General features: G+C 54.1%; 23 protein-coding genes. 12 read left to right on the forward strand and 11 right to left on the reverse strand.

Translation table 11 applies throughout. From position 1 onward, the window contains the following. Positions 1-34 precede the first annotated feature (34 nt). From QK300_RS06370 to QK300_RS06380, 3 genes are all read left to right on the forward strand, one after another. Positions 35-691 carry an ABC transporter substrate-binding protein gene (locus tag QK300_RS06370; RefSeq protein ID WP_281300878.1) on the forward strand — a complete coding sequence of 219 codons (657 nt, stop codon included), beginning with the start codon at positions 35-37 and terminating at the stop codon, positions 689-691. A 31-nt stretch (positions 692-722) separates the two neighbouring features. Continuing rightward, positions 723-1,766: a dipeptide epimerase gene (locus tag QK300_RS06375; RefSeq protein WP_281300877.1), complete on the forward strand. Its 1,044-nt coding sequence runs from the start codon at positions 723-725 to the stop codon at positions 1,764-1,766. A gap of 76 nt (positions 1,767-1,842) precedes the next feature. Then, on the forward strand, positions 1,843-2,085 hold the full coding sequence (locus tag QK300_RS06380) for a DUF4170 domain-containing protein (protein WP_042086218.1): 243 nt from the start codon (positions 1,843-1,845) through the stop codon (positions 2,083-2,085). An 89-nt stretch (positions 2,086-2,174) separates the two neighbouring features. Here the strand turns inward: QK300_RS06380 and QK300_RS06385 are convergent, their stop codons facing one another. Next, positions 2,175-3,659 carry a leucyl aminopeptidase gene (locus QK300_RS06385; protein WP_281300876.1) on the reverse strand — a complete coding sequence of 495 codons (1,485 nt, stop codon included), beginning with the start codon at positions 3,657-3,659 and terminating at the stop codon, positions 2,175-2,177. Between the two features lie 212 nt (positions 3,660-3,871). On the opposite strand from QK300_RS06385, the gene lptD reads away from it, so the two are divergent. From lptD to rsmA, 4 genes are all read left to right on the forward strand, one after another. Beyond that, the gene (lptD, locus tag QK300_RS06390; protein WP_281300875.1) at positions 3,872-6,079 is read left to right on the forward strand and encodes an LPS assembly protein LptD; all 2,208 of its coding nucleotides are present in this window, start codon (positions 3,872-3,874) and stop codon (positions 6,077-6,079) included. Positions 6,080-6,268: 189 nt separating this feature from the next. Next, positions 6,269-7,546, forward strand: a complete 1,278-nt coding sequence (locus QK300_RS06395) for a peptidylprolyl isomerase (protein ID WP_281300874.1) — start codon at positions 6,269-6,271, stop codon at positions 7,544-7,546. A 49-nt stretch (positions 7,547-7,595) separates the two neighbouring features. Next, the gene (gene pdxA / locus QK300_RS06400; RefSeq protein WP_348651838.1) at positions 7,596-8,561 is read left to right on the forward strand and encodes a 4-hydroxythreonine-4-phosphate dehydrogenase PdxA; all 966 of its coding nucleotides are present in this window, start codon (positions 7,596-7,598) and stop codon (positions 8,559-8,561) included. Next, positions 8,558-9,430, forward strand: a complete 873-nt coding sequence (gene rsmA, locus QK300_RS06405; protein ID WP_281300872.1) for a 16S rRNA (adenine(1518)-N(6)/adenine(1519)-N(6))-dimethyltransferase RsmA — start codon at positions 8,558-8,560, stop codon at positions 9,428-9,430. Before pdxA ends, rsmA begins: the two co-directional genes overlap by 4 nt. A gap of 13 nt (positions 9,431-9,443) precedes the next feature. Here rsmA and gmk read toward each other — a convergent pair whose 3' ends face one another. Next, entirely contained in the window at positions 9,444-10,079 is a 636-nt protein-coding gene (gene gmk, locus QK300_RS06410) for a guanylate kinase (protein ID WP_281300871.1), read from the reverse strand. Between the two features lie 140 nt (positions 10,080-10,219). Here gmk and QK300_RS06415 point away from each other — a divergent pair, with 140 nt between their 5' ends. After that, positions 10,220-10,981 carry an SDR family NAD(P)-dependent oxidoreductase gene (locus tag QK300_RS06415; RefSeq protein ID WP_281300870.1) on the forward strand — a complete coding sequence of 254 codons (762 nt, stop codon included), beginning with the start codon at positions 10,220-10,222 and terminating at the stop codon, positions 10,979-10,981. Here QK300_RS06415 and mltG read toward each other — a convergent pair. From mltG to fabD, 5 genes are all read right to left on the reverse strand, one after another. Continuing rightward, positions 10,953-11,951 carry an endolytic transglycosylase MltG gene (gene mltG / locus QK300_RS06420; RefSeq protein ID WP_281300869.1) on the reverse strand — a complete coding sequence of 333 codons (999 nt, stop codon included), beginning with the start codon at positions 11,949-11,951 and terminating at the stop codon, positions 10,953-10,955. The genes QK300_RS06415 and mltG overlap by 29 nt on opposite strands. 30 nt (positions 11,952-11,981) lie before the next feature. Beyond that, a complete protein-coding gene (fabF, locus tag QK300_RS06425; RefSeq protein ID WP_281300868.1) occupies positions 11,982-13,250 on the reverse strand; it encodes a beta-ketoacyl-ACP synthase II in 1,269 nt (422 codons plus the stop codon). 102 nt (positions 13,251-13,352) lie between these two features. Beyond that, a complete protein-coding gene (locus QK300_RS06430; RefSeq protein ID WP_042086239.1) occupies positions 13,353-13,586 on the reverse strand; it encodes an acyl carrier protein in 234 nt (77 codons plus the stop codon). A gap of 206 nt (positions 13,587-13,792) precedes the next feature. Further along, positions 13,793-14,551 (reverse strand): 3-oxoacyl-[acyl-carrier-protein] reductase, encoded by a 759-nt coding sequence (gene fabG / locus QK300_RS06435; RefSeq protein WP_281300867.1) that lies wholly within the window; start codon positions 14,549-14,551, stop codon positions 13,793-13,795. A 30-nt stretch (positions 14,552-14,581) separates the two neighbouring features. Further along, entirely contained in the window at positions 14,582-15,523 is a 942-nt protein-coding gene (gene fabD, locus QK300_RS06440) for an ACP S-malonyltransferase (RefSeq protein WP_281300866.1), read from the reverse strand. 242 nt (positions 15,524-15,765) lie between these two features. On the opposite strand from fabD, the gene rpsF reads away from it, so the two are divergent. The 4 genes from rpsF (at position 15,766) to QK300_RS06460 (ending at position 18,502) form a co-directional block, all read left to right on the forward strand. Continuing rightward, complete coding sequence (gene rpsF / locus QK300_RS06445) at positions 15,766-16,266, forward strand: 30S ribosomal protein S6 (RefSeq protein ID WP_281300865.1); 501 nt, start codon at positions 15,766-15,768, stop codon at positions 16,264-16,266. Positions 16,267-16,268: 2 nt separating this feature from the next. Further along, positions 16,269-16,514, forward strand: a complete 246-nt coding sequence (gene rpsR / locus QK300_RS06450; protein WP_042086242.1) for a 30S ribosomal protein S18 — start codon at positions 16,269-16,271, stop codon at positions 16,512-16,514. An 11-nt stretch (positions 16,515-16,525) separates the two neighbouring features. Then, complete coding sequence (rplI, locus tag QK300_RS06455) at positions 16,526-17,137, forward strand: 50S ribosomal protein L9 (RefSeq protein WP_281300864.1); 612 nt, start codon at positions 16,526-16,528, stop codon at positions 17,135-17,137. A 171-nt stretch (positions 17,138-17,308) separates the two neighbouring features. Continuing rightward, the gene (locus QK300_RS06460) at positions 17,309-18,502 is read left to right on the forward strand and encodes a cyclopropane-fatty-acyl-phospholipid synthase family protein (RefSeq protein WP_281300863.1); all 1,194 of its coding nucleotides are present in this window, start codon (positions 17,309-17,311) and stop codon (positions 18,500-18,502) included. On the opposite strand, the gene QK300_RS06465 is transcribed toward QK300_RS06460, so the two are convergent. The 4 genes from QK300_RS06465 to QK300_RS06480 all read right to left on the reverse strand — a co-directional run bounded on the left by QK300_RS06465 (position 18,503) and on the right by QK300_RS06480 (position 24,066). Beyond that, a complete protein-coding gene (locus tag QK300_RS06465; protein WP_281300862.1) occupies positions 18,503-19,987 on the reverse strand; it encodes a DUF4139 domain-containing protein in 1,485 nt (494 codons plus the stop codon). 103 nt (positions 19,988-20,090) lie between these two features. Next, positions 20,091-20,588, reverse strand: a complete 498-nt coding sequence (gene ssb / locus QK300_RS06470) for a single-stranded DNA-binding protein (protein WP_348651839.1) — start codon at positions 20,586-20,588, stop codon at positions 20,091-20,093. 91 nt (positions 20,589-20,679) lie between these two features. After that, positions 20,680-20,790: an aa3-type cytochrome c oxidase subunit IV gene (locus QK300_RS13600; RefSeq protein WP_348651840.1), complete on the reverse strand. Its 111-nt coding sequence runs from the start codon at positions 20,788-20,790 to the stop codon at positions 20,680-20,682. 111 nt (positions 20,791-20,901) lie between these two features. Further along, positions 20,902-24,066 (reverse strand): autotransporter outer membrane beta-barrel domain-containing protein, encoded by a 3,165-nt coding sequence (locus QK300_RS06480; RefSeq protein WP_281300859.1) that lies wholly within the window; start codon positions 24,064-24,066, stop codon positions 20,902-20,904. Between the last annotated feature and the right edge of the window lie 61 nt (positions 24,067-24,127).

Genomic DNA, 24,127 nt, shown 5'->3' on the forward strand with positions numbered 1-24,127 from the left:
GCAGCATAGATCAAGAGAAGGATACCGCCCCAGAATGAAACAGAACCATTCAAGCCCATTCATCCATTGGCAGGTCCTTGTCGCAAGCCTTGTCCTCATCATCGGGCTTTTCTCATGGCAGGCAAGCGCACAGGAAACGGCTGCCGCCGATCCCGAAGGTGCCAAGGATTTCATCGCCCAGCTTTCAGATGATGCCGTCGAGGTTTGGGCAGATCCCACGAAAACCGAGGCCGAACGCCAGGCCGCCTTCCGCCAGCTTCTGCATGAAGGGTTCGATGTGGATTTCATCTCGAAGCTGGTACTGGGGCGCTATATGCGCACGGCATCTGAGGCGCAATTACAGGAATATCAAAAACTGTTTCCTGATTTCATCGTCAATAGCTTTGCGGGCCGCATCGGCGATTATGGCAATGAAAAGCTGGTTGTGGATGGCACCACGGAAGCCGGCCCCCGGGATATTTTTGTCAGAAGCAAGATCATTCGTCCGGGCGGCGAGCCTTTATTGGCGGATTGGCGGCTGCGGAAAAAAGATGACAAATTCCAGATCGTTGATATCAAGGTTGAAGGCATTTCCATGGCCATCACCCAGCGGGATGAATTTTCATCCCTCATTCAGCGCGAGGGATTTGATCGTCTTTTGGAAACCTTGAGAAAAGGGGCCAATGCGGCATCCGCCAATGAAGCGGGATAAGCGGTGATCAGGGCCTTCCTTGTGGCGTGGCATGAAATTTGATCGCTTTGGCTATCCCGAGATCACCCTGCCGCCTTTAAAGATGCGGATCGGGACTGAAAGCTTCCCCCTTGCCCGCCCTTTTCGGATTGCCCGGGGCAGCAAATTGAGCGCCGATGTACTGACCGTTATGATCGATGATGGGCAGTATCAGGGGATCGGTGAGGCCGTTCCCTATGCCCGCTATGATGAAAGCCTCAGCAAAGCCCTTGCGCAATTGCGCCCCCTTATCGAGCCCTTGGCCGAAGGTCGCCTGCGCTGGCCCGATTTGGGGATAAGGCTGCCCCCGGGGGCGGCGCGCAATGCCCTTGATTGCGCCTTATGGGATTATTGGGCACAATATAATGGCCGATCGGTGGCTGATCTCCTCGGCCTGCCGCCCTTATGTGATCAGATCACAGCTTTTACCATCAGCCTTGATCATCCCGATATTATGGCCCGGCAAGCCGCTCAGGCCGCACAAACATTGCCGCTTTTAAAGCTGAAGCTGGGCGATGCCCCCCTTGATGCGGATCGTATCAACCGATGCCGGGCGGCAGCGCCCAAGGCGCGCCTGATCATCGATGCCAATGAAGGCTGGGGCTTTGATGATCTTATGCATTTGGCGGCTGTGGCCCAAAATTGCGGTATTGAATTGATCGAGCAACCCCTGCCCGCCCATCTTGATGTCGCTTTGGGCGATTATCATGGCCCGGTTCCCCTTTGTGCCGATGAAAGCTGCCATGGTGATGATCCGGCACAAATGCGCCTTCTTTCCCGCTTTTTTCAGGCGGTTAATCTCAAGCTTGATAAATTGGGCGGGTTGAGCCCTGCCTTGCCCATGATCGATGCCGCCCGCGATGCCGGGCTCGATCTGTTCATCGGCTCGATGGTCGCCAGTTCCCTGGCTTTATGCCCGGCTTTGTTATTGGCGTCTCGCGCCCGTTGGGTGGATCTGGATGGGCCGCTTTTATTGGCCCAGGATAGATCAGGCGGCCTGATCATCGAGAATGGGGTGATCAAAGGCGCGTTATGTCGGCTATGGGGTCACGCATAAATCTTCAAATGGCAGGTTTTGCGTGCTATCTCACAGGCGATTTCCATAAAGCCACGCTTTGATGACAGGATAAACCATGACCAAAGAAACGACCGGCCCCGCCCAAAAGCCGCTTTTGCATCTGGTTTTCGGCGGCCGGGTGAATGATCCCCAAGGCCTTGATTTTGAAAATCTCGATGAGATCGAAATGATCGGCATTTTCCCCAGCTACAAGGAGGCGGAAAAAGCCTGGCGTGGGGTGAGCCAGGCCAATGTGGATGATGCTATGAAAAAATATGTGATCGTGCATCTGCATCGCTTGCTTGAGCCCGATGCCTGAAAACAGCGGCTAAAACCTGATCCAAAATGGCCAACGACGCCCCCGCACAGGGGCGTCGTTTTTTTGAAACCGATCAACCGATCAACCGATCAGCCTTTATGATCGCGCACATAGCGATCCAGCAAGCGCACACCAAAGCCCGTGGCCCCCTTTTCATAAAGATCATGCTCTTTATCCGACCAGACCATGCCCGCAACATCGATATGCACCCATGGCACATCATTGCTGAAGCGCTTGAGAAACTGCGCGGCGGTGATCGATCCTGCCGCCCGGCCGCCAACATTTTTCATATCGGCGATATCGCAATTGATCAGCTTGTCATACTCATCGGCCAAAGGCATCCGCCAAACCTTGTCCCCTGATTGATCGCCCGCCTTATAAAGAGCAGCGGAGAGACCCTCATCAGCGGTGAAATAGCCGGCATATTCATGCCCCAGTGAAATGATAATGGCCCCGGTCAGGGTTGCCAGATCAATCATGGATGTGGGTTTGAAGCGATCCTGAGTGTACCAAAGGGCATCGGCCAGAACCAGCCGCCCTTCGGCATCGGTATTGATCACCTCGATGGTTTGACCCGACATCGATGTGACCACATCGCCCGGACGCTGGGCAGATCCCGATGGCATATTTTCCACCAGACCAATCACCCCCACCACATTGGCTTTGGCTTTTCTGCGGGCAAGGGCGCGCATCAGGCCGGTTACGATCCCGGCGCCGCCCATATCCCATTTCATCTGTTCCATGCCTTCGGCTGGCTTGATGGAAATGCCGCCGGTATCAAAGGTTACCCCTTTGCCAACAAAAGCGATGGGCTGATCCGCCGGATCGCCCCCATTCCAGCGCATCACCACAAGGCGGGATTCGCGTTCGCTCCCCTGGCCCACCCCCAAAAGCGCATTCATCCCCAGTTTGCGCATCTCTTTCTCATTGAGCACCTCAACATCGATCCCATCATCGCCAAGGCTTTGGGCAATTTTGGCAAAGCTTTCGGGATAAAGGATATTGGCAGGCTCAGAGACCAGATCACGGGTCAGGAAAACGCCGGAGACAACCGCATTTTCCACGTTGAACAGGGCTTGCGCCTTTTTATGATCGGCGCTGGCCAGCACCAGTTCCTTCAAGGTCGGTTTTTTCGATTTCGGTTCTTTGGTGCGATATTTATCAAAGCGATAGGATCGCAGCATGGCCCCTGTGGCCAAAGCGCAAGCCTGCTCCGCCAAGGGCAGATCGGCCCCTGTGTTATCAAGAAGGATGGTGGCCAGAGGATCGCCCGCAGATTGCAGATATTTCGCCAGCCGCCCCCCCAGCCGTTCAAAATCAGTGACCTTCAGGGTTTTCACATCGCCCAGGCCCGCAAGAATGATCCGGCTTGCATCAATCCCATTGGGGGCCAAAAGATCAAGAATATCGGTTGCTTTTCCGTCCCAGCGGCTTGATTTGATGGCCTTTGAGATGGCCCCGCCCGTAGCACCATCCAATCGCCTGACATGGGGATTTTGGATGGCATCCTTATCAGCCAAAAGCACCAGCACGCCCGATTTTGGATCTTTTGCTTCAGAAAACGATAGTTTCATTATGAATTCCCTACTCATCACAGACAACGCCCCGCCCTATGGGCCGGGACATATTGATCACGCGCCACCATAATGTGGGCTATGGCTGCTGAAAAGCCATAGTCATCGCCACCTCGTTGATTGCGACAAATGAAAACTGCCTGTATCAAGAGAGCCATGAACCCATAGCTGACCGAAAGTTCCCCACTATCGTGACCCGTGGAAAACCTTTTTTGACCGCCGCACTGCTTTGTGCCGCCTCGTCGCAGGCGATGGCCCAAAATCTTGAACAAAACCGTGAAGGCAACAGGCTCGAGGCGGTTCCCCTCTCAGAAGAGCCGCGCCGCAGTCTTTTCAAAATGCCGGAATTGCCCGATGATCGGTTTGTCGTTTTTTCCGCCGATCAAAGCTCCATCGATCCTTCAAATGGCGAGATCATTGCCCGGGGTAATGTGATTTTAGAGCATGGCGGCTATCGTCTTGAAGCGGGGCAATTGCGCTATAATGATGAAACCGGTGTCGCCCAGGCCGAAGGTGGCGTGAAGATCACAACGCCCGAAGGGATGATCCTGAAAGCCAGTTCGGTCAATCTGAGTGGTGAATTGCGGGCTGGTGTGATCATCAATGCCCGCTTGATTCTGGCCGATGGGGCGCGGGTTGCCGCCAATCGTGGGGAACGCTTTGAAAATGGCAATAGCGAATTGCGCGATGCCGTCTATTCCCCTTGCCCGGTGTGCGATGATCGTCCGCAAAAGCCCCCTTTATGGCAGATCAAAGCGCTGAAGGTGGTTCATGACAAGGATGAGCAGCGCCTTTATTACGAAAGTGCGCGCTTTGAATTTCTTGGCATTCCGCTTTTCTGGACCCCCTATCTTTCGCATCCCGATCCCACGGTGGAGCGCGATAGCGGCCTTCTGGTTCCCCAGATTCGCAGCCGTCAGGAATTGGGGTTCGTTGCCGAATTACCCTATCATATCGTCCTTAGCGAAAGCCGCGATCTGACCATCACCCCGATCATTGCCACTGAAGAACCCCCGGTTTTAGCGCTCGGTTATCGCCAGCATCTGGGCAAAGGCTATTTTCAGTTCGATGGATCGGTCAGCCACGGGGATCAGCCTTCGGAAGCTTTGACCGGCATTCCCGATAATGGCTTTCGGGGTCATATTTTCTCTGAAGGCCGTTTTGTTCATGGGAAGAATTGGCAATCCACCTATCATGCCCAGATCGCCAGTGATGATACCTTTCTAAGGCTTTATGATTTCTCCGATGTGGATACCTTGCAAAGCGATTACAGAATCGAAGGCTTTTTCAACCGCACCTATATTTCGGGCGAACTCGTTGGCTTCAATGGCCTGCGTTTGGAAGATGACAATGGGCTGACCGCTCAGGCCCTGCCCTGGATCGATGTGAATTATGTCTCAAAACCCGGTGTTTTGGGCGGCACTGTGGAGGCGCGGTTCAATTCCATTCAGCTTGTAAGATTTGATGGCGCCGATACCGCAAGGGCCACAACCTCTGTGCAATGGCAGGCTCCGGTGATCACCCCCATGGGTCAGCGGGTCGTTTTCGATGTTTTTGCACGCACCGATCTTTATGATGTGCGGGAAGCGCAAACGATCGATGATCCGTTTTTTGCTGGCGAAAATGGCAGCGAAGTGCGGAGCGTGGCTCGCGCCTCGGCCACCATTTCATGGCCCTTTTCCAGCCATTTGGGCGGCGTTTCCCAAAGGATCGAACCCATCGTGCAATTGGTAGCGATCCCTGAGACCGGACTTTCCACAGCTATCCCCAATGAAGATAGCCGCACCATTGAATTGAATTCCAAAACGCTGTTCGCGCTCAATCGCGCGCCCGGCTTCGATATTTGGGAAGGCGGCAGCCGGGCCACTTATGGCCTTAAATATGGGCTGGATATGCACGATATCGGCCTTGATGCGGTGATTGGCCAATCTTATCGGGTGAATGATCTCACGGAATTTTTACCCCAGGGCACCGGGCTGGGCTCCAAACGATCCGATGTGGTGGGCGCCCTCGATATCCGGGTGCAAAACTGGATCGATATCAGCTATCAATTTCAATTGGATCGGAAAACGCTTGATCCCCAAAGACAGGAAGTGATCTCCTCCTTGGGAAATGATGTTTTTTATGTCAATTTAAGCTATCTTCGAATCGACCGGGATCTGGAGATTGCCGAGCGCACAAATCGTGAAGAAATCCGCTTTGATGCAACCCTACAAGCAACAAAAAGCTGGCAGATCTTTGGTGGATTGATCCATGGTCTTGGCCGGGATGCAGAACCCATTGAGTATGAAACCGGAGTGCTATACGAGAATGAATGCATGGAGCTGGGCATTCAATTGCGCAAGCGTTTCACCGAAGATCGTGATATCGAACGCGGCACATCCATTGGCTTTCGGATCAGGCTGCGCAGTTTGGGCTAGGGAAATGTGGGACGAAACAGGAAAGATCAGCCCTTTGCCTGATTTTGGCCACAATCATTGCTCAACGAGCAAGAATTGAGAGACATGTTCAGTATTCAGTGTTTACGCTTCATGATGAAAACATCCGCTTCAAGAAGAGCCTGCCTGCCGAGGCGATCAACCGTAACGGCTTGGGCGGCTTTTTTGGTCATGGGGCTATCCTTTGCGCAGGTCGATGCTCAGGCCCAGTCGCAAAATCAGCCGCAGGGTCAATCAGCGGCACCGGAATCCAATCTCGTCATCCCCCAGCGTATTGTGGCGCTGGTGAATGACGAGCCGATTTCCGCCTATGATGTGGTGCAAAGATTGCGCCTGACCATTGCTTCCATCGGTGGGATTGAAGATGAAGAACAGCTTGCCCGCCTGCAGGAACAGGTGGTGCGCAATATGGTTGATGACAAGCTGAAGCTTCAGGAAGCGGCTGAATTCGAGCTCTATATCACCGATGATGATGCCCAATCGGCCTTTGTGCGCCAAGCCCAAAGCTTCAATCAATCTCCGCAACAATTTGAAGATTATCTCACCCGTTTGGGGATCACCAAACAGGCTTATCTCGAACAGATGAAGGCCGAAATCGCCTGGGGTGAACTGGTGAATGGTCGGCTTGGCCGCATGGCCAATGTGGCACAGGAAGAAGTTGAGCAGGAAATCGCCCGCATCGAATCCAATGCCGGGCAGCCGCAATATAATGTTTCTGAAATCTATCTGCTGATCGATAATCCTTCGCGCGAAAATGATGTGCGGCAAACCGCCATAAGGATCAGCGAACAAATCAAAAATGGTGCTAATTTTGCCGGATTTGCACAGCAATTTTCCCAATCCTCAACCGCCGCATCGGGCGGCGATATGGGCTGGGTAACCCCCGATCAATTAAACCCGGCACTGGCCAATGCCCTGACAAGCATTCCCGTGGGCGACATCAGCGAACCGATCCGCCATGCCGGCGGCTATTATATCCTGCAGTTGAAAGATCGCCGCCGGGTGCTGGAAGCCGATCCATTGGATATGCAATTGGATATCCGGCAGATTTTCCTGCCCATCACACCGCAAAGCACCGAAGCCGAGCAGATCGCTTTTTTCGAGACGTTCGAATCCATGAAATCGAATATGACATCATGCGAGGCAGTGCCGGACTATACGCAGGCTTTGGGGATTGAACCTTCCCCGCCTCTTGGTCGGCTCAGGCTGCGGGACCTGCCCGGTGGATTGCGCACAATTCTTGAAGATCTGGAAATGGGCCTGCCAAGCCAGCCTGTGCGCATGGAAGATGGCTTTCGCATCTTTTTTGTCTGTGATCGCAGCAAGCCAGAGGTGCCGCTCCCGCAATTTGATGAAATCATCGATCAATTGGAACGCCAAAAGCTGGCGATCATGGCCCGGCGCTATCTGCGTGATTTAAGGCGCAATGCCATTGTCGATTATCGCTAGATCAATGGCGAACGATTCGGCCAAGCCAGTAGCTCCCTTATGCTTGACCATGGGCGATCCCGCAGGCATCGGGCCGGAATTGGCAACCAAAGCATGGATGATGCGGCAGGCGCATGGCTTGCCGCCCTTTTTTCTGATCGGTGCTCGGAAAATCTTCAAACCACTGCAAAGCGATTGCCCGCTGATTGCCATTGATGATCCGGCCGAAACCTTTGCCATATTTGATCGGGGCCTGCCGATTTTAGAATATGATGGGATGGCCGATTGTCCCGATGGGCTGGTTCCCGGTCGTCCGAATAAGGCTTTTGCCCCTTTTATCATCAAAGCTATCGAACAGGCCGTTGCCCTGGTCATGGCCAAAAAGGTGGCGGCCATCATCACCAATCCCATTCACAAACAGGGGCTTTACAGCGCCGGTTTCAAAGACCCCGGCCATACCGAATTTCTGGCCCGCCTTGCCGGTTTGCCACCCGCCTCCAGTGTTATGATGCTGGCGGTTCCGGGCCTACGGGTGGTACCGCTCACGATCCATGTTCCCTTGAATGAAGTGGCCGCCCAGATCAGTGCGGAGAAGATCATAGCGGTGGCAAAAATTCTCCATCAGGCGCTCAGCCTGCATTTTGGGATCGAAAAGCCCCGCATTGCCGTTGCCGGTCTCAATCCCCATGCCGGTGAAGGGGGGACCATCGGTGGGGAAGAAGACAGCATCATCCGCCCGGCGATCACAGCCTTGCGCCAGGATGGCCTGTTGATCGAAGGCCCCTTTGCCGCCGATAGCCTTTTTCACATCGAGGCCAGAAAAACCTATGATGCGGTTTTATGCATGTATCATGATCAGGCCCTGATCCCACTGAAAACAATAGATTTTTATGGCGGTGTGAACATCACTTTGGGCCTGCCTTTCCTGCGCACATCTCCCGATCACGGCACCGCATTCGATCTTGCCGGGCACAATAAAGCCCGGCCCGATAGCCTGATTGCCGCCATCAGAATGGCCGCGAGCCTCAACGCATGAGCCATTCAAAAACGGATCCCCCGATTGATCCTTTGCCCCCCTTGCGCGAGGTAATTGCCCGCCATGGATTGCAGGCATCGCGCTCATTGGGTCAGAATTTCATTCTCGATCTCAATCTCACCCGGCGGATCGCCCGGGCCGCGGGGCCGCTCGAGGATTATGAGGTTTATGAAGTCGGCCCCGGCCCCGGCGGCCTGACCCGCGCCCTTTTAATGGAAGGGGCAGCCCATGTCACAGCCGTGGAACGCGATAGCCGCACCCTGCCCGCTTTGGCTGAAATTGCCGCCATCTGGGCTGATAAGCTTTCGATTCTGGCCGATGATGCCTTGAAGATCGATGAGGAAAAACTGTTTTATAACAAGCCGGTCAAGATTGTTTCTAATCTGCCTTATAATATCGGAACGGCACTTTTCGTGCGCTGGATGACCGGGCCATGGGCACCCTGGTGGTCGCAGCTTATCTTGATGTTCCAGCGCGAAGTGGCTGAACGGATCATCGCCAAACCCGGCTCGAAAGCCTATGGGCGGCTTTCCATCCTATCCCAATGGCGGGCCAAAGCGCGAATTATATTCCCCGTGCCCGCCCGGGCCTTCACCCCGGCACCGAAGGTGGATAGCGCCATTATCGAGATCATCCCCACCCAGCCCCTTGATCCGCTGGTTGAGCAAAAAACTCTGGAAACCATCACCGAACACGCCTTTGGCCAAAGGCGTAAAATGTTGCGGGCCAGTCTTCGGCCCCTGACCGCCGATAGCATCAGCCTGCTGAAGGCCGCTGATATCGATCCCACGGCCCGGGCGGAAGAGATCGACATTGCCGGATTTTGCCGCATCGCACGGCAATGGCAATTGATGCGTGATGGGAGCTAAGGGCTAAAGCTGCCTATTTCCTGATCAAGCTGATGGCCAGATCCTTGATCGCATACTCTTTTTCGGCGCGCACCCGCTCGGCTGTGAGGATGGCATGCAGGCGTTTGAAGCAGGCATCAAGATCATCATTCACCAGAACATAATCATAATCTTCCCAATGCGAGATTTCTTCATGCGCGCGGGACATCCGAAATTGCACGGTTTCTTCGCTATCCTGGGCCCGATGCCGCAAACGATGTTCCAAAGCCGCCATGCTGGGGGGCAGGATAAAAATTGAGATCACCCGGGCATCTTCTGCATTGCTTCTGATCTGTTGTGCCCCTTGCCAATCGATATCGAATAAAACATCGATTCCGGCATTCAAGCGCTTTTCAACCGGCTCACCGGGCGTGCCATAAAAATTGCCGAACACCTCGGCATGTTCGAGAAATTCGCCGCCTTTTTGCATGCGCTGAAATTTATCATGGCTGACAAAATAATAATCCTGACCCTCCACCTCGTTCTTGCGCCTTTCGCGTGTAGTGGCGGAAACCGATGTCCATAAGCGATCCCCTTCTTCGCGCCGCAAATGGCTGCACAGGGTTGATTTTCCGGCCCCCGATGGCGAAGAAATGATCAATAAAAGCCCCGGTCTGGTTTTAACGGTCATCCGCTTATCCGATTTTGAGAGGTTCGTCTTTGGAACCCTTTTGCACCCCTTGATGAGGTGATAGTGATAAAGCCTCGTGCGCCTGCGATCAATCGCTGGCTGGATGAAAACAGCCGGGCCAATTCAAAAAAGGGACTGCCATGACGGAACAGAAAGCCGGATCGATTTTGATTACCGGGGCATCGAGCGGGATTGGCGAGGCTTTGGCGCTTCATTATGCCAAACCCGGTGTGTTTCTGGCTTTATCCGGTCGCGATCAGGAACGCCTTGATGCCATTGCCCAAAGCTGCCGTGGGCGCGGCGCGGATGTGGATGCACAGATCATCGATGTAGTGGATGAACAGGCCATGCGCCAGTGGATCGAGCAGGTGGATGATGCCCATCCCCTTGATCTTCTGATCGCTAATGCCGGGATTGGCCTTGCCACATCAAAAGATCGCAGCCTTCATGAAACCACGAAGAAAACCTTTGCCATCAATGTTACGGGGGTTTTCAACAGCATCCATCCGGCGCTCGAACGCATGAAAAAACGCCAAGGCGGCCAGATTGCCATCATGGCATCGGTCGCGGGTTTTCGCGGGATGCCCGGCGCTGCCTCTTATTCCGCCAGCAAAGTTGCGGTGAAGGCTTATGGCGAAGCCCTGCGCGGGGCCTATTGGGGGCGGGTGAAGGTGAATGTGATCTGCCCGGGCTTTGTGGAAAGCCGGATGACCGCGCAAAATCGCTTCCCCATGCCCTTTTTGATGACGGCTGATAAGGCTGCCCGCATCATCGCCAAGGGATTGCGCAAGAATAAGGGGGTGATCGCCTTCCCTTTCCCAACAGCCTTTGCCATGCGCTTTTTGACCCTGCTGCCTCAGGCCCTTTCCGATGCTATTTTACGTCGCTCTCCTCAGAAATAGCGCTCTCTTTTTGCAAACGCCGCCACCGGGCCACATTATCATTATGCTCACGCAAGCTGCGGGCAAAGGCATGTCCGCCGCTTCCATCGGCCACAAAATAAAAATAATCGCTGGCGGCCGGATTGAGCGCAGCGCGGATCGATAATTCACCCGGATTGGCAATCGGATGCGGCGGCAGGCCCCTGATGGCATAGGTATTGAACGGCGTTTCCTGCCGCAATTCAGAGCGCAGAATGGGCCGCCCCAAAGGCAATCCTTCGTTCACCCCATAAATCACCGTGGGATCGGATTGCAGCCGCATCCCTTTACGCAGGCGATTGATGAAAACGCTGGCAATCAGGGGTCGTTCGCTGGCGAAGGCGGTCTCTTTTTCAATGATCGAGGCCAAAGTCACCGCCTCACTCCGGCTATCAAACGGCAGTTCCGCAGCCCGCTCGGGCCAGAGCCTGTCTAAAAGCGCGGTTTGCGCCTTTTGCATCCTTTGCACCAGATCGGATCGCGCATCGCCATAGCTGTAATAATAGGTTTCCGGCAAAAGGCTGCCTTCGGGTGGCATTTCGACAATTTCACCCATCAGCCCATCTGCCTTTTCTAAAAGGGTGACGATCTGCCGGGATGTCAATCCCTCAGGAAGGGTGAGGCGGCGCAATAAAGGCGCACCATATTGCAGATTTTCAAGGATTTGCAGGATACTGGCATGGGCGGGAATTTCATATTCCCCCGCCCGCAAAGCGCGATCCGCCCCCAAGATCCGGCCCGCCAAACGAAGCGCAAAGCCGTGCCGCACCACCCCTTCGCTTTGAAGCTGATGGGCAATGCGGCCAAGGCCGATGCCCCGCTCGATCAGAATGCGATGATCGCCATCATGCGGCCCGGGGCGGCTGATTTCATATGAGAAAAGCCCCAAGACCGCGAGCAGGAGAAAAAGCGGCGGCAGCACCAGAAACAGAAAAAATCGGGCTCGGCGCATCGATCCGGCCTTATCTGAACGCGCTGGGGATCAGCCGTTAAACGCCTTGATGATCAGGGATGCATTGGTGCCGCCAAAGCCAAAGCTGTTCGACAAAACCGCCTTGATCGGACGTTCTTTCGGAGCCAGCGGAACCAGATCCATGCCCAAACAGCCTTCACTGGGGTTTTCCAGATTGAGCGTAGGCGGAGCCACCTGATCATTAATGGCCAGAATCGAGAAAATAGCTTCGACCGCACCAGCGGCCCCCAAAAGATGGCCGATCGATGATTTGGTGGATGACATCGAAAGCGTTTTCACCGCATCGCCGAACAAACGTTTCACCGCGCCCAATTCGATTTCATCACCAAGCGGCGTGGATGTACCATGGGCATTGATATAATCGATATCGGATGGGGCCATGCCCGCCCGCTTCAAAGCCGCCCGCATAGCGCGAAAGGCACCATCGCCCCCGGGGGCGGGCGCCGTCACATGATAGGCATCGCCCGACATGCCATAACCCACGATTTCCGCATAGATTTTGGCACCACGCTTTTTGGCATGTTCCAGTTCTTCAAGCACCACAATGCCTGCGCCTTCACCCATCACAAAGCCATCGCGGCCTTCATCCCAGGGGCGCGACGCTTTTTCAGGGCTATCATTATAGCGGGTGGATAAAGCCTTGGCCTGAGCAAAACCCGCAACCCCCACCGGGCAGATCGCGGCTTCCGCCCCGCCCGCCACCATCACATCGGCATCATCGAGCATGATCATCCGCGCCGCATCGCCAATGGCATGGGCACCGGTGGAACAGGCCGTGACCACAGCATGATTGGGGCCCTTCAGGCCATAGCGGATGGAAACCTGACCCGAAACCAGATTGATCAGCCGTCCGGGAATGAAATGCGGCGACACCCGACGCGGACCGCGTTCATGCATCAAAACCGATGCCTCCTCGATCCCCGGCAAGCCGCCGATGCCCGAGCCGATCATCACGCCGCTGCGTTCGGCTTCTTCGCCTTCAGGCGCGGTCCAGCCCGCATCTTCAACGGCCTGTTGGGCGGCGGCAATGCCATAGACGATGAAATCATCCACCCGCCGGCGATCTTTCGGCTCGATATAATGATCTGCATTGAAGGTGCCATTGGTGCCATCACCCAAGGGCACTTCGCACACCACCTTGGCAACGCTATCGGCAGGATCGAAACGCGAAATAAGCCCGGCGCCGGATTTTCCAGCCAGAATATTGGACCAACTGGTTTTAACACCATCGCCCAAAGGCGTGACCATTCCCAGCCCAGTGACAACAACTCGTCTCATCGAGGCACCTGCAACATTCTAGAGATCAGCAAACGGCGACAAAGGCCATAAAACTTAATGACCTTGCCGCCGTATCAGAGTCAATCAAAGATCAAAACAGCCTTAGCTATTGGCATCGATAAAATCGATCGCATCCTTGACGGTCTGGATTTTTTCCGCAGCGTCATCGGGAATTTCAACACCGAATTCTTCTTCGAAGGCCATCACAAGCTCGACGGTATCCAAACTATCCGCACCCAGATCATCGATGAAGCTGGCATTTTCCGTCACTTTGGCTTCTTCGACACCCAAATGTTCAACAACGATTTTTTTAACGCGCTCGGCCGTATCACTCATTCCCAAAATCCTTATGCTGTGGGTTCAATCCCATAGGGTCAGGCCCGATACCCGGTTCAGTAGATCTTGTATCCCATGGAATACAATCATTATTTTTTGCCCGACCGATCAAAGCCCGACAAAATCGGCTTGGCTCTATCACAGTTAATCAGCATTTCAAAGCCGCCATTTCGCATCCTTGATAGCCCTGATTTATAGCGCTGTCCTCATATCATTGCCATCCCCCCATTCACATGCAAGGTCTGACCGGTCACATAAGCCGCATTTTCACTGGCCAAATAGACAGCCGCCGCCGCCACATCCGCCCCCTCGCCAAAGCGACCGGCAGGAATCCCCGCCAAAAGGCGCGCGGTCTGGTCTTCATTCAGGGCCTCGGTCATGGGGCTTTTGATGAAGCCCGGGGCGATACAATTCACCGTGATCCCGCGGGATGCGACCTCTTGGGCCAAAGATTTGGAAAAGCCGATCAGCCCGGCTTTAGAAGCCGCATAATTCGCCTGCCCGGCATTGCCCATCACCCCGACCACACTGCTGATCGAAATGATTCGACCAAAGCGCGCCTTCATCATCGGCCGCAAAACCGCGCGGGACAAGCGAAAGGCCGATTGCAGATTGATCCGCATCACATCATCCCAATCGGCATCTTTCATCCGCATCAAAAGCTGATCGCGGGTGATGCCGGCATTATTGATCAGAATATCAAGCCCGCCCATCGCCGCAATCGCCGCCGCGGGCAAGGCCTCGACGCTTTCAGAATCGGATAAATCCGCCACCGCCACATGAACATCAGCGCAATCCAGGCCATGGGAACGCTTCAATTCATCGGCAAGCTTTTCTAACGCCTCACGCCGTGTGCCGGATAAAACAAGGCTCGCCCCCCGGGCATGAAGCGCCTGGGCAATCGCCCCCCCGATGCCGCCTGACGCTCCGGTAATCAGGGCTTTTTTTCCTGCAAGATCAAACATTGCATATCCTTATGCTTATGAAGGTTCGGCTCAAAGCGAAGCCGCAAAATCATCGATATCGGCGGGGTCTTGAATATTAGCGAGCGCCAGGGTGCGATCAATCCTTTTCACAAGCCCCGTTAAAACCTTGCCAGCGCCGATTTCAACCACCTGATCGATCCCAAATCCGCCGAAAGCCGCCACCTGTTCCCGCCAGCGCACCCGCCCTGTGACCTGCTCCACCAATAAGCGGCGCAAGACTTCAGGATCGCGTTCAGGGGCCGCCGTGATATTGCAGATCACCGGAACGCACGGGGCCGCCATGGCCGCTTCGTTCAAGGCCGTGCGCATCTCATCGGCGGCGGGCTGCATCAAAGGGCAATGAAAAGGAGCCGACACCGGCAGGAGCATCGCCCGTTTCGCCCCTTGCTCCTTCGCCAGATTGATGACCGCATCAACCGCTGCCGCATGGCCTGATACCACCACCTGCCCGGGGGCATTATCATTGGCAATAGCGCAGATCAGATCAGCGTTTGCCGCCTTCGTCAGGCACTGTTCCACCTGATCGATTTCAAGCCCCAAAAGGGCGGCCATCGCCCCCTCGCCCACGGGCACAGCCTGTTGCATGGCCTGCCCGCGCCGTTTCAAAAGCCGTGCGGTATCAGAAAGTGATAAAGCCCCGGCCGCGCACAGGGCGGTATATTCGCCTAAAGAATGACCCGCCACATGGCTCGCCACAGATCGAACGGAAACACCCCCCGCATCGAGCACATGCAGGATCGCCATCGACATGGCCATCAGGGCGGGCTGAGTGTTTTCGGTAAGGCGCAAAAGGCTTTCATCACCTTCAAACATGATCTTCGACAGATGCTGTTCCAAAGCATCGTCCACTTCCTCAAACACGGCACGCGCCTGCGGATAAGCAGCGGCCAAAGAAGCCCCCATCCCCACAAACTGACTGCCCTGGCCGGGAAAAACAAATGCGCGTGTCATGGTTTGAGATATCCTCATCAAAAAATGGCCCCAAAAGGGCATTGAGATGCTGTTTATTCGGGGATAACCCACCCTTTGCAATTGTGCAACACAGGGATCATGCCGTTCCTTAAACCTTGCACTGGGGGCGGCAGTAGGTTATAGCCGCAGCGCGTTTGGGAATGCATCCCGCGCTTTTATGAAGAAGAAGGCTGGAGGCGTTGTGGCATGGGGCCCGGCGTGCGATCAGCAAGGAGCATCAGATGCCGAAATACGAGCATATCTTTATTGCTCGGCAAGATGTGAGCACGGCTCAGGTTGAAACCCTGACCGGCGAACTGACCAAAATTGTCGAGGATCTTGACGGCCGTGTCGTCAAAAATGAATATTGGGGCCTGCGTCCCCTCGCCTATCGGGTGAAAAAGAACCGCAAAGGACATTATGTCCTCCTGAATATCGATGCGCCTTATCCGGCTGTGGCCGAAATGGAACGTCAGGCTGGTATCAATGAAGATATCATCCGTTTCATGACCATTCGTGTGGATGACCTTGAAGAAGGCCCCTCGATCTTCCTGCGCAGCAAGCCTGAGCGTTCCGACCGCAGAGGCGGCCGTGAAGGTGGTGGTCGTGATGGTGGCCGCGAAGGTGGTCGTGATGGTGCCCGCGATGGCGGTCGTCCCGGTGGTTACCGCGATGGTGGCCGGGATGGCGGTCGCGAAGGTGGCCGGGATGGCCAGCGTGAATATCGTGAGAGGAGGGACTGATCATGGCTAGTAAAGCACCCGGCGCCCGTCGCCCGTTCTTTCGCCGCAGAAAGACCTGTCCGTTCTCTGGCGCAGATGCTCCAAAGATCGATTATAAAGATACCAAGCTGTTGTCTCGCTATATTTCCGAACGCGGCAAAATCGTGCCCAGCCGGATCACTGCGGTTTCAGCTAAAAAGCAGCGTGAATTGGCGCGCGCCATCAAACGCGCCCGCAATATCGCCCTGCTGCCATTTGTCGTGAAATAAGGAGCCGATCGATGAAAATCATTCTTCTCGAACGCGTTCCGAATCTGGGCAAAATGGGTGATGAAGTCACCGTGAAGCCGGGTTTTGCTCGCAATTTCCTGTTGCCCCGCAATAAGGCCCTGCGCGCAACCATTGCCAATCGCAAAGCTTTTGAAGCCCGTCGTCAGGAAATCGAAGCGCATAATATCAAAATGCGTGAAGAAGCCGAAGGCGTGGCCAAAGTGATGGATGGTGCGCGCTTCGTTCTGGTGCGTCAGGCCGGTGAAGCCGGTCAGCTTTATGGCTCGGTCACGGCCCGCGATATTGCTGATGCTTTGGGCAGGCTGGATTTCAAGATTGGCCGTTCGCAAGTGGAATTGCTCAAGCCTATCAAGGAATTGGGTATTCACAAGGTGCTGGTGCGGCTGCATCCTGAAGTGACGGTTTCGGTCACCGCCAATGTGGCGCGTTCCGAAGCCGAAGCCGAGCAGCAGTGGAAGACCGGCGGCGCCCTTCTGGGTGAAGAAGCCCGTGAAACAGCCACTGAATCTGCGGCTGAAGGCGAAGACGAGGCCTTTGATACGGAACAATTGGTGCAGGATCTTCTGGAAGAAGAAGAGCGCGCCAATGATGCGAATGCCTGATTTTTCCGCCTGATCATTTGATCTAGGTTGAAATTAATAAAAACAGCGAAAGCCTCACTGATTGTTCAGTGGGGCTTTTTTATTGGACTGATCCTGCATCTTTTGAAAATAATCGTTTAATCGTGCATGATAAAAAGGGAATTTAATTGGAATAAACAATGGAGGGTCACCATGGGCCTGGAGGGTTTATTTTCTCATATCATTCAAAATGGCAGGCTTGATCTTCAGATCGGTACAGGTCCGATCCACTCTATCGGGAATGATAGAGGCGAACCGATTGCGATCCATATCAGGGATTTCACCACAGCCAGAAAAATTGCCCTCGATCCCTATCTCAAGCTGGGAGAGGCCTGGATGGACGGCGGACTCGAAATCCGCAACGGCACGCTTTATGATTTTCTTGAACTTCTCACCAAAAATCTGGGCGATCAGGAGGATACGGACCCAGTTTTGCAACGAACATTAAGACTGTTCCGACGCGGGCTTCGGCCTTTTTCTCAATTCAATATTGCAGCCCGATCCCGAAAAAATGTGGCTCATCATTATGATCTTTCCAATGAGCTTTATCGCCTGTTTCTGGATGAAGGGCTCAATTATAGCTGTGCTTATTTCAAAGACCCGACAGATGATCTGGAAACGGCCCAAAGCAACAAGCTCACCCATATCGCTCAAAAACTGAACATCAGCCCGGGGCAAAAAATACTGGATATCGGCTGCGGCTGGGGAAGCATGGCGCTTTATCTGGCGGAACATCACAAGGCTCAGGTAACCGGCATCACGCTTTCAACCCAACAGGCTGCACTGGCGCGAAAAAGGGTGCGCGATGCCGGATTGGAAAGCCGGATCGATATCAGGCTCTGTGATTATCGCACCCTTGATGAACAGTTTGACAGGATCGTTTCCATCGGCATGTTCGAGCATGTGGGCCGCCCTTTTTATGCATCTTTTTTCAAGGTCATCAACAAATTGCTCACCCCCGAAGGCGTGGCCCTGATCCATCATATCGCCCGCAGCGATGGCCCCGGCGTCACGAATCCCTGGCTTGCTAAATATATCTTTCCCGGCGGTTATTCGCCGGCCTTGTCGGAAGTGATGCCCTCTATTGAAAAGGCCGGATTGATCTTAACCGACCTTGAAATCCTGCGTTTGCATTATGCCACGACATTGCGGCAGTGGCGTCAGAGATTTGAGGCCAATCGTGCCGAAATCAGCGTCTTGCAAGACGAGAAATTCTGCCGCATGTGGGAATTTTATCTGATCGGATCGGAGCTGGCCTTTCGCTATGGCGGCCATATGGTGGCGCAATGGCAACTATGCCGCGATCAGCACAGCCTGCCCCTCACCCGCAATTATCTTTATAATTGATCAGCGAACACGGCCCGGCTGTATAAGCTGAACGGTGAAATCCAGCGTCACATCCCCGCCCGCGGGAACGGCGATCCGCCATCGGGCCTGCTGCGCTGTTGCTTCGATCTGCTCATGGGATTGCTTGATGACCTCCCATGATTGGGCGGGCATCGCCTGCTCGATGGTCACATCGACAGCCGTCTTTTTTTGATTGCGCAGATGATAGCTTTGCCCCACTTCGGTCACTTGGCGCGCGGCACTGTTTTCAATAATCTCATAAGACCGCCGCAGAGGCTTGATTGTTACATCAAATGCTTTGCCAAGGGAAAGCGACGGCCGCCCGCCTTTGGGCGTGACCGCGATTTGATCCTCACCAACGAATAGAAGGCCCGCTTTTTCATCATCCTCGTAAAACCGCACCACCCCCGCTGGCAAAGGCACACCGGCCCCCGCATCATCATCATTAGTAAAGGATAATTCCAGATCGGCGGAAACGGGCCGATCAAGCGACGTCAGATCATTGGCCCGATAAAGATAGGATTTAAGCACCTTGATTTGGGGCAGATCAACGAAACCGACCTGTTTGCTTTCCCCATCCGCCAAGCTGATTTTATGTGGCAGACGATAAAGATAGCGATCCGCCATGGCATCGGGGGCCAGCATCACCGCCGCATCCGCCGCCATCATGCGATTGAGCGTCATAGGCCGGATCGGTTGCATCGCTTCTTTGCGATTGACCTCGCCTGCGATCACGGTGATCGCCGCCTCATCAAGATCGGCCCCGCTGCTGTTTTCAAGGCTGATCCGGCCTTCCATAGCCATCAGGGGATCATCGTCATCCAATATCGCCACATAATCAGCGGACCAGCGAAAACCGCCCGTAAGATAATTTAAAGTGAGATCCTGCGGCCCCTTTTTCGGCGCGGAAAACTTAGCGGAATAATGGGGCTGAAGCTGAGCATCCTTGGGCAATTGCGGGAACACCAGACGCCCGGGCATCTGATCAAGGCTTTCGATCCGCCCGGCGATATCGAGCAGAACACCATCCGCAACAGATAGAACACGGGCCTTTTCAATGCGGTCCTCGCCTGTTTTCGGATCGGTGCGATAGATATGCACGCTTTGCCCCAGATAAGCCTGCAACAGGCTCTCGCGGGTCAGCGTCCGGGCATCATAGCCCTGTTCCAGCATCCTGAAATCATCGGGCTTTCCATGATGATGCAAAAACAAAGACCGCGGCTCAACCATTGCGGTCAGCCCCGGCCAGAGCAATAGCCCCTCGCCCGCCGGGAGGATTACGCTTCGCCGATCCCGGATCTGCGCCAGATCCTGCTGATAAAAAGTGACCGACAGATCTGTGCGATCCGCCAAACCGACTTCAAGGGCCACGTCTTCTTGCGCCTGAACAAAAGGATGATGCGCCCAGAAAGGGGCAAAGGCGATCAGCGCCAACCCTTTCATGAGCCAAAGATGAAAACGCCCTGTGCCTGATCCGATCATCATAGCCTCCCCATGAAAAACCACAGCTAAACACGGAAATATGGTGAAAAGCCGATCAACGTCATCAAGCCATCACATGGATCATGAGAGGGGCTGCGGCATGATTTCAAAAGGGGATGTCGTCGTCGAGATCACCGGATGGCCCGCTTTGTCCGCCCCCCATATGGCTTCCACCATAGCTATCAGCTCCGCCCTGGCTTCCGCTGCCATAATCATTGCCACCCGATGAGCGCGCGCCGCCGCCATCGCTGCCACGACTATCGAGCATGGTGAGTTCACCGCGAAACCGCTGCAAAACAATCTCGGTGGTATATTTTTCAACACCATCGCGATCCTGCCATTTCCGGGATTGCAACTGACCTTCGATGAAAACCTTGCTGCCCTTGCGCAGATAATTTTGCGCGACCTTGGCCAGATTTTCGTTGAAGATCACCACACGATGCCATTCGGTGCGCTCTTTGCGCTCGCCCGATTGCTTATCCCGCCATGTCTCGGATGTTGCAATCGCCAGATTAACCACCGGCGAGCCATCCCCCAAAGATCGAACCTCGGGATCGCGCCCAAGATTTCCGATCAGCATGACCTTATTTAAACTGCCTGACATCAAAACCCTTTCTTGTGGAGCCACTTATGATCTTGCCGGAAATTTCAAAGGATTTCCTCTTCCAAAACCAGCACTCGCCTTGAACGGCGGCTCAGACCAGAAAGATCGCCATCAAAACCAAAACCACTATGGACGCGATTGTCAGCTTTTTGCTCAGTGATACGAAGCCATCAAAAGTGCGCTTCTGCTCGGAAATATCCATTTAACACTCCATCATCATCTCGATAACCAATCCTACCCGCTGTTTATAAGAAAAATCCCTCTCAGGAAACCCTCATCCTGCGCGGAGATTCATCCCCTATAACCCGTAACATTAAAAACGGATACGCACCGATATAGACCCACTGTGCGAGACGAAATCGCTGGCGCGTTCCTGTTCATAGCTAAAGGCTATATTGATGCTATCGGTCAGAAAAGAAAGCCCGATGCCGCCAAGAACCGTATCATCAAAAGCAATGGGGGTGCTGCGCAGAAAGCTCTGCCCGGCTTCGCCAAAGCGGGATTGGGTCTCGATCTCATCATCGCTCAATTCAGTGAGATAACCCACTTTCAGGCTGGGCATAAATTTCAGATCATTGCCCATAGTGAAAAGGGCATCGATTGAAGCGGTGGCTCCGGCGCGAAAAGATGTTGTCGTGCGATCATCGACGATGAAGCCAATGCCATTGGAAACGGCTTCGGTATAGCCATCCTCATCCAGCTTGGTGTAATTGGCAACGGCAGCTGCGCTCAATCCATAGCGACCAAGCTTCGCCCGATAACCCGCCTGGGCACTGCCGCCAAATTGAGTGGCATTCCAATCCGCTTCCACTGTTCTGCTGAAATTTTCAAAATTAATCAGTCGCGTCCGCTCAAAATCATGAAAGGCAAAGGTGCCCACCGCATCGATGAAAAACCCACCGGAAGAATAAGAACCATAGAGATTGAACTGGGTAGTAAGGGTATCGAAATCATCTTTTCCCTCAAAATCATCATCAAATTCCCCAATGGTCTGCATGATGCTGATCCCCAGAGCATCAAGCCCGAAAAGCGCCTTATCAACCCCTACGGCAAAACCGATGGTTTCCCCATCAAAGCCGATCACATCACCAACCGTATCGCGATTGGCGACATAGCCGATTTCCTGCAACCACATATTTAATCCGCCCCGGTTAACCTCGCGGGCCTGTCGTGCCGTGGCCAAAGCTATACGCGCAGAATTAGCAAATTCCACACCTTTACTATCGCGTAAAGTGGTAAATCGTTGAGAGAGGATACCCAAGGCCATATTCTGATTGCTCACAGCCGTATAGCGCGGCAATTCCGAACTTTCGGGCGCAATTTGATCAAGGGCGCTTTCCAAAGCTTCAACCGAAGAGAGATTGGCAATAGCCGCACCCAGTAGATTATCCTGCTGAAAACCAGGGATAGATTGATCAAAAAGTTGGCCACGGCGATCGCTGAGCCCAATTTCCTCCGCCGTACGCTGACGAAGATTGACCACAAGACGATCCTGATCCCCTAGGATGAATTCCAAGGATTGGTCGAAAATCACCGATGACAATCCGATCTGAAGATTAAGGCTTTCAAGGCTGTCTTCAAGGAGCAGATTTTGCGCAGATATCAGAAGAATCGGGATTTCAGATTGTGGAAAAGCAAAGAAATTAGGATCGATGATCGTTCCAGCGCCAATCAAAACATCGCCCGACGCAATCAGAGCCCCATTATTGCTGGCATTCCCTGCAAGGCTAAGGGCCAAAGTGGAGCCTTCAGTGAAGCTTGCCGAGCGGACCTGCACATTAAAGGCATTATTGGTTCTGAATATCGAATTCACGACGCTGAGATCGATATTTTCCCCCAGCAAAGCACCGGAAAAATTCGACTCATTGATCAGCGAAAAGCTGTTATTCCCGGCACCCATATTGAAGGTCCCGGCAAACAAACCCCCATCCATCGACATCGTATCATTGCCGCTCCCCAGCAAAATATCACCGATGATCGAGCCATTATTGATCAGGGTCATATCCGATTGCGAGGCTGAGAAATCGGCCGCCACCCGCACGCCATCAGGATTATTGGGGGTATTGACCGTGAGTGTGCCCGTATTGATAAATTCCGTTATGGTCCCGGAAAGATCCCTGATCCCAAAGCCCCTTGAATCCGCGCCCGCAGCCGCCACCAGAATGGACCCGCGATTAACAAGGCGATCCACACGGCCATTGTCCTCGATCAAAATCGCCGTAGCATCGCCCCCGGGGCCAAATGTATCTTGCACCCCATCAGAATCTGAATCATCACTGGTGCGTGTGGATTGCGCGGTGATCGCACCAAAATTTTCGATCAGGGGCACTTCGGCAAATTGCCCGATGCTGATGGTGGTGGCCGACTGATCGATGGAGGTGCTTTGGATCACCCCGGCCAAATCATTGCGCAGGCCGCCTTCCAATATCGTGCGAAAGATCTGATCGCCAGATTGTGCGCCTTCAATGCGCACGGTATTGACGATAAAATCACTTTCCTGACTATCGGCGCGGATCGTTCCACGATTGAGAAAGCCAAAGGCCTCGTTTTCCGTGCCAAAAGCACCAAGGGTAACATCGCCAAGGCTGCCATCCGATTTGATAGCCGAAATTTTTACCGCATTGCCTGCGCCACGGGCTGAAATAGTTGCCCCAGCCCCCGGAACAGGATCGGCAATTCCATCACCATTCGCATCAGGATTTTCAGGGATAACAGGCGGGCCATTCACAAAACCCCGCGCCACATTGGAAGAAATAAACACCCCGGGCCCGCCGGAAAGCTGCGGCAAAATATCGAGATTATTATCAAACCCCTGATTTCTGCCGGTGGTGATGGCCCCCAGATTCAGCACACTGCCCGCCACATCGCCCTCGATCAAAAGGCCGGTTTCGCCGCCAAAATTAGTGCCTGTGATCTGGCCCGCATTCTCGACATTTCCGCTGACCGACCCCCGCACGGCAATAGCCACGGAATCTTCGCCAAGCATCTGGATCGTTCCGCCATTGCGCACGGAACCGATGATGTCGCTCCCCAGATCAAGACCCACAGACCCGGTCCCGAAAACCTGAACACGGCCAATGTTGGTGATATCGATCGATCCCGTGAAGGGACCGTCGCCCCTCAGCCGAAGACCAAAATTCGGCCCTCCGAGAAGCTCTTCATTATTATCAAAATTACCAAGAAGAATGATGCTGCCGGCAATCGAAATATCAGAGCTAATGCCACCATCACCGGTGCGCACATCCACCCCCACGCCATCGACCCGATCATTATTGCGGATCGTGCCATTCAATGTGAAATCATTGGAACTATCGACCACCGCCGCAATGCCATCCTCGATGGTGATGCTGCCGCCAGTCGCGACCACGATATCAGCCGGATTGCCCCCGTCCACCGTGGATGTACGGATCGTTTCGGTCCGCTCGTTTTCGATGGTTACTTCCTGGGCAAAGGCCGGCCCATAGGCGGGTATCGCCATCACAAGCGCCAAAGCCGTCAGCGCTGATCCCCTGCTAAGGCATGACGTTTGATGGGGAGAT

The organism is Iodidimonas sp. MBR-22 (genome assembly GCF_029946565.1).
Lineage (GTDB): Bacteria > Pseudomonadota > Alphaproteobacteria > Sphingomonadales > Rhodothalassiaceae > Iodidimonas > Iodidimonas nitroreducens.